This window comes from Streptomyces sp. SID14436 (genome assembly GCF_010548465.1).
GTDB lineage: Bacteria > Actinomycetota > Actinomycetes > Streptomycetales > Streptomycetaceae > Streptomyces.
In genome coordinates this window covers 55,419-67,363 of sequence record NZ_JAAGMD010000073.1, presented here as the reverse complement: position 1 = coordinate 67,363, position 11,945 = coordinate 55,419, and the positions used below count along the sequence as shown (strand labels likewise).

Annotated in this window: 13 protein-coding genes; 11 read left to right on the top strand and 2 right to left on the bottom strand. The window is 73.1% G+C overall.

Annotated features, from left to right (window positions below; genetic code table 11):
• The first annotated feature begins 48 nt into the window (after positions 1-48).
• Positions 49-864 carry an inositol monophosphatase family protein gene (locus G3I53_RS02575; protein ID WP_164437986.1) on the top strand — a complete coding sequence of 272 codons (816 nt, stop codon included), beginning with the start codon at positions 49-51 and terminating at the stop codon, positions 862-864.
• Positions 865-947: 83 nt separating this feature from the next.
• Here the strand turns inward: G3I53_RS02575 and G3I53_RS33140 are convergent, their stop codons facing one another.
• Positions 948-1,121, bottom strand: a complete 174-nt coding sequence (locus G3I53_RS33140) for a hypothetical protein (RefSeq protein ID WP_192232477.1) — start codon at positions 1,119-1,121, stop codon at positions 948-950.
• Positions 1,122-1,559: 438 nt separating this feature from the next.
• On the opposite strand from G3I53_RS33140, the gene G3I53_RS02570 reads away from it, so the two are divergent.
• The 4 genes from G3I53_RS02570 to G3I53_RS02555 all read left to right on the top strand — a co-directional run bounded on the left by G3I53_RS02570 (position 1,560) and on the right by G3I53_RS02555 (position 5,123).
• On the top strand, positions 1,560-2,213 hold the full coding sequence (locus G3I53_RS02570) for a response regulator transcription factor (RefSeq protein ID WP_010353034.1): 654 nt from the start codon (positions 1,560-1,562) through the stop codon (positions 2,211-2,213).
• 4 nt (positions 2,214-2,217) lie between these two features.
• Complete coding sequence (locus G3I53_RS02565; RefSeq protein WP_164333455.1) at positions 2,218-3,465, top strand: HAMP domain-containing sensor histidine kinase; 1,248 nt, start codon at positions 2,218-2,220, stop codon at positions 3,463-3,465.
• Between the two features lie 391 nt (positions 3,466-3,856).
• Positions 3,857-4,153: a DUF4193 domain-containing protein gene (locus G3I53_RS02560; RefSeq protein WP_003993510.1), complete on the top strand. Its 297-nt coding sequence runs from the start codon at positions 3,857-3,859 to the stop codon at positions 4,151-4,153.
• Between the two features lie 13 nt (positions 4,154-4,166).
• A complete protein-coding gene (locus G3I53_RS02555) occupies positions 4,167-5,123 on the top strand; it encodes a hypothetical protein (protein WP_164333456.1) in 957 nt (318 codons plus the stop codon).
• An 88-nt stretch (positions 5,124-5,211) separates the two neighbouring features.
• On the opposite strand, the gene G3I53_RS02550 is transcribed toward G3I53_RS02555, so the two are convergent.
• Positions 5,212-5,676, bottom strand: a complete 465-nt coding sequence (locus G3I53_RS02550; RefSeq protein WP_164332959.1) for a DUF3093 domain-containing protein — start codon at positions 5,674-5,676, stop codon at positions 5,212-5,214.
• A gap of 57 nt (positions 5,677-5,733) precedes the next feature.
• Between G3I53_RS02550 and G3I53_RS02545 the strand changes: the two genes are divergently transcribed.
• From G3I53_RS02545 to G3I53_RS02520, 6 genes are all read left to right on the top strand, one after another.
• Positions 5,734-6,318: a PaaI family thioesterase gene (locus tag G3I53_RS02545; RefSeq protein ID WP_164332960.1), complete on the top strand. Its 585-nt coding sequence runs from the start codon at positions 5,734-5,736 to the stop codon at positions 6,316-6,318.
• Positions 6,315-6,875, top strand: coding sequence for a dUTP diphosphatase (gene dut / locus G3I53_RS02540; protein ID WP_164332961.1), 561 nt, complete (start codon positions 6,315-6,317; stop codon positions 6,873-6,875). Before G3I53_RS02545 ends, dut begins: the two co-directional genes overlap by 4 nt.
• Before the next feature lies 1 nt (position 6,876).
• Positions 6,877-7,635: a DUF3710 domain-containing protein gene (locus G3I53_RS02535; protein ID WP_164332962.1), complete on the top strand. Its 759-nt coding sequence runs from the start codon at positions 6,877-6,879 to the stop codon at positions 7,633-7,635.
• 137 nt (positions 7,636-7,772) lie between these two features.
• On the top strand, positions 7,773-8,471 hold the full coding sequence (locus G3I53_RS02530; protein ID WP_164332963.1) for an ABC transporter ATP-binding protein: 699 nt from the start codon (positions 7,773-7,775) through the stop codon (positions 8,469-8,471).
• Positions 8,472-8,642: 171 nt separating this feature from the next.
• Positions 8,643-11,195, top strand: coding sequence for a sensor histidine kinase KdpD (locus tag G3I53_RS02525; protein ID WP_164332788.1), 2,553 nt, complete (start codon positions 8,643-8,645; stop codon positions 11,193-11,195).
• The gene (locus tag G3I53_RS02520) at positions 11,192-11,872 is read left to right on the top strand and encodes a response regulator (protein WP_164332786.1); all 681 of its coding nucleotides are present in this window, start codon (positions 11,192-11,194) and stop codon (positions 11,870-11,872) included. Before G3I53_RS02525 ends, G3I53_RS02520 begins: the two co-directional genes overlap by 4 nt.
• Positions 11,873-11,945: the final 73 nt, after the last annotated feature.

The window sequence follows — 11,945 nt, the reverse complement described above, 5'->3', positions numbered from 1 at the left end:
GCGTCCCGCCGCCGCGGGCGCCGACAGCCCCTACGCGTGAGGAGCCCCGTGACCGACCCCCTGCACGCGGACCTGCTGGCCCTGGCCCGCACGGCGGCCCACCGCGCGGGCGAGCTGCTGCGGGACGGCCGCCCGGCCGACCTCGCCGTGGCCGCGACCAAGTCCAGTCCGATCGACGTCGTCACCGAGATGGACATCGCGGCGGAGAAGCTCATCACCTCGCTGATCGCCGAGGAGCGGCCCGAGGACGGCTTCCTCGGCGAGGAGGGCGCCGCCACGGAGGGCACCAGCGGTGTCCGCTGGGTGATCGACCCGCTCGACGGCACGGTCAACTACCTCTACGGGCTGCCCACCTGGGCCGTCTCCATCGCCGCCGAGCAGGAGGGCGAGGTGGTGGCCGCGGCCGTCGTGGCCCCGATGCGCCAGGAGGCCTACCACGCGGTCCGCGGCGGGGGCGCGTGGGCGACGGGCGCCAAGGACGGCGAGCGCAGGCTGGCCTGCCGCCCCGCACCGCCCCTCGACCAGGCCCTGGTCTCGACCGGCTTCAACTACGTGCGGGACGTCCGCGACCACCAGGCGGACGTCGCGCGGCGGCTGATCCCGCTGCTGCGGGACATCCGGCGCAGCGGCTCGGCCGCCGTCGACCTGTGCGACGTCGCCGCCGGCCGCCTCGACGGCTACTACGAGCGCGGTCTGCACCCGTGGGACCTGGCCGCGGGCGACCTCATCGCCCGGGAGGCGGGCGCGCTGACCGGCGGACGCCCCGGACAGGCGCCCTCCCACGACCTCACCGTCGCGGCCACCCCGGGCGTCTTCGAGCCCCTCCAGCGGCTCCTGGAGGACTTCGGCGCCTGGCACGACTGACGCCCCGCACCCGGCGGGAGCGCACACGTGAGCGGGCCCCGGCGCTGGATTCGCCGGGGCCCGCTCACGTGCGTACGAACCGGTCAGATGCCGGAGAGGCCGACTTCCACGCCGTGTTCCGCGGCGAGTCGTCGCAGATCCTCGAGCTCGCCCTGCTCCACCTCGACGAGGAACTCGTCGCCCTCGTCGCGGGCCCGGGACAGATCGGACTCGGTCGTCCTTATGCGCTGCAGAAGTCCTGCGGTGAAAGCGTCCATGCTGCGCCCCCTCGTCCAGGGTCGTGGGTCGATGGCACGGGGGTGTGCCGTTCGAAAGGGTCGATCACGCCCGAAGCGGATGCCCGGCGCCGCTCGGCCGGGGGGCTACGGTGCCGGACACCCCTGCCCGCTCTGCGGAAGCGGACCACTACGTACCGCATGGTGGTACGGCACAAGCAGAGCGTGATCGCGGGGTGTAAGACCCGTCCTCCCCAGGCTCCCTTCCGTGGAAACCTAACGGCACGAGAAAATCTCGTATTCCCGTTCCGTTCCCCCGTGTTTCCTCCGCCCGGCACCTGCCCGCACCCGCGGCGCTCCCGACTTACCGCCGACTTACGGCCGAAAAGGGCAGGATGGAAGCCCACACACTCACCGGTAACCCTGCCCGCGCGCGCCCGCCCGGCGCCGCCCGGCAGGACATCAGGAAGGACAAGCGACGTGCGCGTACTCGTCGTCGAGGACGAGCAACTGCTCGCCGATGCGGTGGCCACCGGACTGCGCCGGGAGGCCATGGCCGTCGACGTCGTGTACGACGGTGCGGCCGCCCTGGAGCGCATCGGCGTCAACGACTACGACGTGGTCGTCCTCGACCGCGACCTCCCGCTCGTGCACGGCGACGACGTCTGCCGCAAGATCGTCGAGCTCGGCATGCCCACGCGCGTGCTGATGCTGACGGCCTCCGGCGACGTCAGCGACCGGGTCGAGGGCCTGGAGATCGGCGCCGACGACTACCTGCCCAAGCCGTTCGCGTTCAGCGAGCTCATCGCACGCGTGCGCGCCCTGGGACGGCGCACCAGCGTCCCGCTGCCGCCCGTCCTGGAGCGCGCCGGCATCAAGCTGGACCCCAACCGCCGGGAGGTCTTCCGCGACGGCAGGGAGGTCCAGCTGGCGCCGAAGGAGTTCGCCGTCCTGGAGGTGCTCATGCGCAGCGAGGGTGCCGTCGTCTCGGCCGAGCAGCTGCTGGAGAAGGCCTGGGACGAGAACACCGACCCGTTCACCAACGTCGTGCGCGTCACCGTGATGACCCTGCGCCGCAAACTGGGCGAGCCGCCGGTCATCGTGACCGTGCCCGGCTCCGGATACCGGATCTGATCCCATGGCCGCCACGCCAACCCCCACGCCGGCGTCCCCCCAGGCCCCACCCAAGCCCACCTGGGACCCCCGCAGGCCGGTGCAGCCCTTCCCCTGGCTGCGCCCCACCATCCGCATACGGCTCACGCTGCTGTACGGGGGCATGTTCCTGATCGCGGGCATCCTGCTGCTGTCGATCATCTACCTGCTCGCGGCGAACGCGCTCAACGTGGGCAGCGACCTGCCGTTCCAGATCCTGTCCGGCAACGTGGAGAGCCAGACCTGCCACCTGGGCGGCGCCCAGGTGCCCGCCGCCGAGCTGAACCGGGCGCTCAACGAGTGCGTCAACGAGCAGCGCCAGCACGCCCTGGACAACCTGCTCAGCCGCTCGCTGCTGGCCCTGCTCGGCCTCGCGATCATCGCCTTCGCCTTCGGCTACGCCATGGCCGGCCGGGTGCTCTCGCCGCTGGGCCGGATCACCCGCACGGCCCGCGCGGTGGCCGGTTCCGACCTGTCCCGCCGCATCGAGCTGGACGGCCCGGACGACGAGCTGAAGGAGCTGGCCGACACCTTCGACGACATGCTGGAGCGCCTCCAGCGGGCCTTCACCGCCCAGCAGCGCTTCGTGGGCAACGCGTCCCACGAGCTGCGCACCCCGCTCGCGATCAACCGCACGCTGCTGGAGGTGCACCTCTCGGACCCGAACGCGCCGGTGGAGCTCCAGCAGCTGGGCAAGACGCTGCTGGCCACCAACGAGCGCAGCGAGCAGCTCGTCGAGGGGCTGCTGCTGCTCGCCCGCAGCGACAACCAGATCGTCGAGCGCAAGCCCGTGGACCTCGCGGAGGTCGCCGAGCAGGCGATCGACCAGGTGAGCGCGGAGGCCGCGGCCAAGGGCGTGGAGATCCGCGGCCGCCACGAGCCCGCCGTGGTCCAGGGCAACGGCGTGCTGCTGGAGCGGATCGCCCTGAACCTGGTGCAGAACGCGGTCCGGTACAACGTGCCCGGGGACGGCTGGGTGGAGGTGACGACCGAGGTCCAGCACGGCCGGGCGGTCCTGGTGGTGTCCAACACGGGGCCGGTCGTGCCGGCGTACGAGATCGACAACCTCTTCGAGCCGTTCCGGCGGCTGCGGACCGAGCGCACGGGCAGCGACAAGGGCGTCGGACTCGGACTCTCCATAGTCCGGTCGGTGGCCCGGGCGCACGGCGGGCACATCTACGCGCAGCCGCGCGAGGGGGGCGGACTCGTGATGCGTGTCACGCTGCCGATGTGAGATCACGACACGGCCGGACCGTGTTCGCTTTGCGCGGAATTTTTTGGGCACCCGCCCGACGGTCACCTGTGTGATCGATCACAGGTCGGATTTCCCCACCGTCCACTCTCCGTGATCATGGGCCCGGTCGAAAGGTCGGGAAAGTCCCGGTTTTCAGGGCCCCTCATCACGGGAAGTACACGGTGAGGCGCCTTTGGCGCCCAGTGACGGGACCGTGTACGGTCCCCATCGCCATCCCAGCCGATCACTCATGAGGAGTCCGGTTGGGTGTCGATTGAGTAACAGACCTTGATGTGAGGCAAAATCTCCGCCTCAGGTCGGGCACAAGTCCGGCCTCTCACGCGTTACGTGCGCTGGAGACACCGCATACACCCAGAGGGGGAGAGCGAGCATGGCAACCGACTACGACACTCCACGCAAGACCGACGACGACGTCGACTCGGACAGTCTGGAAGAACTGAAGGCCCGGCGCAACGACAAGTCGGCGTCCGCCGTGGACGTCGACGAGTTCGAGGCCGCCGAGGGCCTGGAACTGCCCGGAGCGGACCTCTCGAACGAGGAGCTGGCCGTCCGGGTGCTGCCCAAGCAGCAGGACGAGTTCACCTGCATGAGCTGCTTCCTGGTGCACCACCGCAGTCAGCTGGCCCGGGAGAAGAACGGCCAGCCGATCTGCCGCGACTGCGACTGAGGGAGGGTCGGCCGTGACTGGCTCGACCCCTTCCCGGAAGCGCCGACTCTTCGCAAGGGGAGCGGACCAGGGGCCGCAGAGCGGCCCGCAGCACGACGCGCGTGACCACGAGCGAGGCCCGACCGGTACCGGAGGGGCCTCGCTCGAGCACGCCGGACACCAGGGTGACCTCCCTGCTCCCGAGGAGGTCCCCGCACCCGTGGCCCGCCGAAGGGCCGCGGCCTTCCGCGACAGAGCCAGGGAGGGAGCCCGCAAGGGCGGAGCACGCGCGCGTGCCGGACTGGCGTACCTCGCGGACCGCATCATCGAGATGGCCCCCCGCGTGCCCGTACGCGACCTCCAGACGCTGCGCGCCCAGTTCCCCGGGCTCGGGCCCGAGGAGCTCGCCGACAAACTCGTCGCGGGTGCCGCCAACGCCACCGCGACGGTCGGAGCCGGAGTGGGCGCCGCCGCGGCCATGCCCGTACCGCCCGCGATGCCCGCCGAACTGGCCGCCGAGGTCACCGGCGTCGCCGCCATCGAACTCAAGCTGATCGCCGAACTCCACGAGGTCTACGGCGTCCGCCCGGCCGGCACCCTCGCCCGGCGCAGCACCGTGTACCTCAACACGTGGTCGGAGGAGCGCGGCGTCGAGGCGACCAAGCCGTCGACCGTCAGCGCGGCGCTCAACAGCCGGATGAAGCGCGAACTGCGCCAGCGGATCATGAAGCGCACGGTCCGCAACCTGCCGAACCTGATGCCCTTCCTGGTCGGCGCCGCCGTCGGCGCCTTCATGAACCGCAGGGACACCCGGAAACTCGCCGCCCGCATCCGCGCGGACCTGCGCCGGATCCAGGTGCCGTGGGACCGGCTGGCCCCGCTGCCCGCCCTGGAGACCCCGGCGGACGCCCTCGACATGGACCGGCTCACCGAAGGACCGCACCGGCACCGCGACGGCCGCGGCACGGAGGGCGACGGCCCCGCCGCCTGATCACGCTCCCGGACGCGGACCGCGCCCCGGCGTCCACCACGCGACCGGCCGGTACGCCCGGCCCGTGCCCCCGCGCCGCGGACGACGGCTAGGCGGCCGCCTTCGCCGCCCGCAGCGCCGCCGCCAGCCGCTCCGGCTCGCGGGTCGACAGGAACACGTACGGCGTCGGGTCCGCGGGATCGGTGATCTCCACCCGCACCGCCGTGGGGATGTAGGCGCGCAGCAGCATGAAGCAGCGCGGGTCGGCCTTGTGCGTGCGCCAGGCCCGGGCCTCCTCGGCGTCCAGGACCTCCGCCTCGCCCAGAGCCGTCACCGGGATCCGGGCCTCGCCCGCGACCAGGCTGCCGCCCACCACCCGGATCCGCGCCGAACCGTAGGAACTGACCACGACGGCCGCCGCCGCCGAGCCCGCGGCCAGACCGCCCAGGCTCGGCAGCGTGCCGAACGGCATCAGGATGAGGGCGAAGGAGACACCCGTCAGGAACGAGATCAGCCACCAGGTGCGGGGCGCGGTCAGGCGTTCTTCGTACGGGGCGGCGGAGAGCTGCTGCATGGATCCAGCTTGGCACGGTGTCGGTACCGCGCCGACGCGCGGGTAAGGTCTGCGCCTGTGAGTGGTAATTCCCCAGCTCTTCAGCCCCCGGCCGACGCCGGGAAACCCGTGCGGCACCCGGACGCGCCCGCCCCCGGCGAACTCCTCGGCGCGCACTACGCCCAGTGCTTCGGCTGCGGCGGCGACCAGCCCCACGGCCTGCACCTCCAGGCGCGCGCCGGTGAAGGCGTGTCGGTCACCGCGGAGTTCGTCGTGCAGCCCGCCCACCAGGGCGCTCCCGGCCTCGCGCACGGCGGGGTGCTCGCCAGCGCCCTGGACGAGACGCTCGGCTCCCTGAACTGGCTGCTGCGCGTCATCGCCGTGACCGGCAGGCTGGAGACCGACTTCGTCGGCCCGGTGCCCGTGGGCACCACGTTGTACCTCGAGGCCGAGGTGACGGCGGTGGCCGGGCGGAAGATCTACTCCACCGCCACCGGCCGCGTCGGCGGCCCCGACGGCCCCGTCGCGGTCCGCGCCGACGCGCTGTTCATCGAGGTCAAGGTCGACCACTTCATCGACAACGGCCGCCCGGAGGAGATCCGGGCCGCCATGGACGACCCCGACCAGGTGCGCCGGGCCCGGGCCTTCGAGGTGAACCCGTGAGCGGGACCGGCCGTGCCCCGCTGGAGGTCCTCCTCCGGCGCGTCGACCCGGACGTACCGCTTCCGTCGTACGAGCACCCCGGCGACGCGGGCGCCGATCTGCGCACCACCGAACCGTGCGAACTCGCCCCCGGGGAACGGGCCGTCCTGCCCACCGGGGTGTCTGTGGCGCTGCCGGAGGGGTACGCGGCGTTCGTGCACCCGCGATCCGGTCTGGCCGCGCGCTGCGGCGTCGCCCTGGTGAATGCCCCGGGGACGGTTGATGCCGGGTACCGTGGGGAGATCAAGGTGATCGTGGTGAATCTCGACCCGCGCGAGACCGTGCGGTTCGAGCGCTTCGACCGGATCGCCCAACTGGTCGTCCAGCAGGTCGAGCGGGTCCGCTTCGTGCCGGTCGCGGAGCTTCCCGGCTCGGCGCGGGCCGCAGGGGGCTTCGGCTCCACCGGCGGTCATGCCGCGGTGGAAGGTAAGAGCGGTACAAGCGATCAGGCCGCCGAGGGCGGCACAGCGGGTGGGAATCGATACGCTTCGGTCGTATCCGACCGGGAAGGACAATGACGTGTTCGGACGTCGCAAGAAGAGGGATGCCGCCGAGGACGCGGCCGGCGAGGCCGAGCAGGTCGTCGACGGTGTCGACACCGAGGTGGAGCAGGAGCGCGAGCGGCTGAGGCTCGAGCCGGCGCCGCGGCCCGACGGGCCCTGGGACAGCACCGAGGTCCGCGAGCCGGGCGAGGGGCGGGTCGACCTGGGCGGTCTGTTCGTCCCCGGCGTCGACGGCATGGAGCTGCGGGTGGAGGTCGCGGGCGACGCGATCGTGGCGGCCACCGTCGTCCTGCAGGACAGCGCCATCCAGCTGCAGGCCTTCGCGGCTCCCAAGCGTGAGGGCATCTGGGGCGAGGTCCGCGAGGAGATCGCGACCGGCATCACCCAGCAGGGCGGCATCATCGACGAGGTCGAGGGTCCGCTGGGCTGGGAGCTGCGGGCCCAGGTGCCGGTCCAGCTGCCGGACGGCACCGGCGGCTTCCAGGTCGTGCGGTTCGTCGGCGTGGACGGCCCCCGCTGGTTCCTGCGCGGCGTGATCTCCGGCCAGGGCGCGGTCCAGCCGCAGGCGGCCGGACTGCTGGAGCAGATCTTCCGGGACACGGTCGTGGTGCGAGGGGACGGCCCCATGGCGCCGCGCGACCCGATCGTCCTGAAGCTGCCCAACGACGCCCAGATGGTGCCCGAGGGCGTCCAGCAGGAGGAGACGGAGGGCTCCCGCTTCGCCGGCGGCATGGGCCAGCTGCAGCGCGGACCGGAGATCACCGAGGTCCGCTGACCGTCGTATCCGTGTGAGGGGCCGACCCCGGCAGGCGCCTGGGCCCGGCCCCTCACCGGTGTCCGGTGCGCGCCCCCTGTTGATCGACGGGTGGGCAACGGCGATACTGACGCCCGGTCCACGGGGAGGGCGAGCGGATGAGTCGGGTGGTCACCGAGACCGAGACCATGGTGCGCGTGACGGACGTCCACAAGTCGTACGGCACCGGGGCCGCGGCCGTCCACGCGCTGCGCGGCGTCTCCTTCGACGTCCCGCGCGGGGAACTGGTGGCCCTCAAGGGGCGGTCCGGGTCGGGCAAGACGACCCTGCTCAACATCGTCGGCGGGCTCGACGCCCCCGACCGCGGACGGGTCGGCGTCGACGGGGTCGACCTCGCCGACCTGGACGAGAACGGGCTCCTCGCCCTGCGCCGGGACCGCGTCGGCTTCGTCTTCCAGTCCTTCGGACTCATCCCGATCCTCACCGCCGCCGAGAACGTCGGCGTCCCGCTGCGGCTGCGCCGCGCCGACGCGCGTGAGCGGGAGGAACGCGTCGAGCTGCTGCTGTCCCTGGTCGGCCTGGCCGACCACGCGGCCCAGCGGCCCGGCGAGCTGTCCGGCGGCCAGCAGCAGCGGGTCGCCATCGCGCGCGCCCTCGCCAACAACCCCTCGCTGCTCATCGCGGACGAGCCGACCGGCCAGCTGGACGCGGAGACCGGGCACGCCGTGATGGAGCTCCTGCGGGCCGTCGTGCGCAGCGAACGCGTCACCGCCCTCGTCGCCACCCACGACGCCACCCTCCTCGACCTCGCGGACCGGGTCCTGGAACTCAACGACGGCGAGATCGTCGAGCACTGACCCCGCCGGCGGCGCCCGGCCCCACGGGCCGCCGGCCCGGGGCGCCGCGCACCGCACCCGGCCGCCGGCGTCCACGACCGGCCGGCCGCCCGGGCCCCGGCGCCTGAGCAGCGGTGTTCCGGACGTATGGTCGAGGCCGCGCAGCAGTGGTGAGCGGAAGACAGTGAGGCCATGGGACGCGGGACGCTACGGATACACCTCGGTGCCGCACCGGGCGTCGGCAAGACCTACGCGATGCTCGCCGAGGCGCACCGCCGGATCGGGCGGGGCACCGACTGCGTGGTCGCCTTCGCCGAGCCCCACGGCCGGCCGAGGACCGAGGCGCTGCTGGACGGGCTGGAGCGGATACCGCCCGCCCACCTGGAGCACCGCGGGGAGGTCCGGTCCGAGATGGACGTCGACGCGGTGCTCGCCCGCCGCCCCCGCGTGGCCCTCGTCGACGAACTCGCCCACACCAACGTCCCCGGCTCGCGCAACGCCAAGCGCTGGCAGGACGTGGAGGAACTGCTGGCCGCCGGGATCGACGTGCACTCCACGCTCAACATCCAGCACCTGGAGTCCCTGGGCGACGTCGTGGAGTCCATCACCGGCGTACGGCCCGCCGAGACGGTGCCCGACGAGGTGGTGCGGCGGGCCGAACAGATCGAACTGGTCGACATGACCCCCGAGGCGCTGCGCCGCCGCATGGCGCACGGCAACATCTACCAGCCCGACAAGGTCGACGCCGCCCTCTCCAACTACTTCCGCCCCGGCAACCTCACCGCCCTCAGGGAACTCGCCCTCCTGTGGGTCGCCGACCGCGTCGACGAGCACCTCCAGCGCTACCGCAGCGAGCACGACGTGTCCGCGATCTGGGGCTCCCGCGAACGGATCGTCGTCGGCCTCACCGGGGGCCCCGAGGGCCGCACCCTGATCCGCCGGGCCGTCCGGCTGGCCGAGAAGGGCGCCGGGGGCGAGGTGCTGGCCGTCTACATCGCCCGCGGCGACGGCCTCACCGCCGCCTCGCCCAGCGAACTCGCCGAGCAGCGCACCCTGGTGGAGAACCTGGGCGGCACCTTCCACCACGTCGTCGGCGACGACATCCCGGGCGCCCTGCTCGCCTTCGCCCGCGGCGCCAACGCCACCCAGATCGTGCTGGGGTCCTCGCGCCGCAAGGCCTGGCAGTACGTCTTCGGCCCCGGCGTCGGCGCGACCGTGGCCCGCGAGTCCGGGCCCGACCTGGACGTGCACATCGTCACCCACGAGGCGATCGCGCAGGGCCGCGGTCTGCCGGTGGCCCGGGGCGCCCGGCTGGGACGGTCCCGCGTCGTGTGGGGCTGGACGGTCGGCGTGGCGGGCCCCGCGCTGCTGGCGCTGCTGCTGAGCGCCGTCAACCCGGGCCTGGCCAACGACATGCTGCTGTTCCTCGTGCTGACCGTGGCCGCCGCCCTGCTCGGCGGGCTGTGGCCCGCCCTGGCCTCGGCGGCGTCCGGATCGCTGCTGCTGAACTACTTCTACACGCCGCCCCTGCACCGCTGGACGGTCGCCGACCCGAAGAACATCGGCGCCATCGTGATCTTCGTCGCCGTCGGGGTGGCCGTCGCCTCGGTCGTCGACCTCGCCGCCCGCCGGACCCACCAGGCCGCCCGGCTGCGCGCCGAGGCGGAGATCCTCTCCTACCTCGCCGGCAACGTGCTGCGCGGCGAGACCGGCCTGGAGGACCTGCTGGAACGGGTACGGGAGACCTTCGGCATGGAGTCCGCCGCCCTGCTGGAGCGCGCGGGCGACCTGGAGCCGTGGACCTGCGCGGGACGGGCGGGCACCGACCGGCCGGTGGACCGCCCGGAGGACGCCGACGTGGACGTCCCCGTCGGCGACCACATGGCCCTCGCGCTCACCGGCCGGGTGCTGCCCGCCGAGGACCGCCGGGTGCTCGGCGCGTTCGCCGCCCAGGCGGCCGTCGTCCTGGACCACCGCCGCCTGCGCGAGGAGGCCGACCGGGCCAGGGCCCTCGCCGAGGGCAACCGCATCCGCACCGCGCTCCTGGCGGCCGTCAGCCACGACCTGCGCACCCCCCTCGCCGGGATCAAGGCGTCGGTCTCCTCGCTGCGCTCGCCCGACGTCGTGTGGTCGCCGGAGGACCGGGCCGAGCTGCTGGAGAGCATCGAGGACGGCGCCGACCGCCTGGACCACCTGGTGGGCAACCTGCTCGACATGTCGCGGCTGCACACCGGCACCGTCACCCCGCTGATCCGCGAGATCGACCTCGACGAGGTGGTGCCGATGGCGCTCGGCGGCGTGCCCGAGGGCGAGGTCGCCCTGGACGTCCCCGAAACCCTGCCCATGGTCGCCGTCGATCCCGGCCTCCTGGAGCGGACCATGGCCAATCTGGTGGAGAACGCCGTCAAGTACAGTCCCGCCGGCACACCCGTACTGGTGGCAGCCAGCGCCCTCGGCGACCGGGTCGAGGTCCGTGTGGTGGACCGCGGCCCGGGGGTGCCCGACCAGGCGAAGGCCCGCATCTTCGAGCCCTTCCAGCGCTACGGTGATGCCCCGCGCGGTGCCGGTGTGGGCCTCGGCCTGCCCGTCGCGCGGGGCTTCGCCGAGGCGATGGGCGGCACCCTGGAGGCCGAGGACACCCCCGGCGGGGGCCTGACCATGACGGTCACCCTCCGCGCCGCGGGAGCCGTCCCCGAGCCCGCCCGCCCCGCAGAACCCGCGGTACCCGAAAGGCAGTTTCCATGACCCGTGTGCTGGTGGTCGACGACGAGCCGGCGATCGTGCGCGCCCTCGTGATCAACCTCAAGGCACGCTCGTACGACGTCGACGCCGCCGAGGACGGGGCCGGCGCCCTGCGACTGGCCGCCGACCGCCGCCCCGACGTGGTCGTCCTCGACCTCGGGCTGCCCGACATGGACGGCGTCGAGGTGATCCGGGGACTGCGCGGCTGGACCCGCGTGCCCATCCTGGTGCTGTCCGCCCGGCACGCCTCCGAGGAGAAGGTGCTGGCCCTGGACGCGGGCGCCGACGACTACGTCACCAAGCCCTTCGGCATGGACGAACTGCTGGCCCGGCTGCGGGCGGCGGTGCGGCGCGCCGAACCGGCCGGGGGCGAGGAGGACGGCGTCGTGGACACCGGCGAGTTCACCGTCGACCTGGCCGCGAAGAAGGTCAACCGGGGCGGCAAGGACGTGCGGCTGACGCCGACCGAGTGGCACCTGCTGGAGGTCCTGGTCCGCAACAGCGGCCGCCTGGTCGCGCAGAAGCAGCTGCTGCGGGAGGTGTGGGGGCCGTCCTACGGGACGGAGACCAACTACCTGCGGGTGTACATGGCACAGCTGCGGCGCAAGCTGGAGGCCGACCCGTCGCACCCCAGGCACTTCATCACCGAGCCCGGCATGGGATACCGCTTCGAGAAGTGACGCCCGGCACCCGCCACCACGGACCCCCGCCTCGCGGCGGAGAGGCCCCCGGCGGTGGCGGGCACCGGCCGGT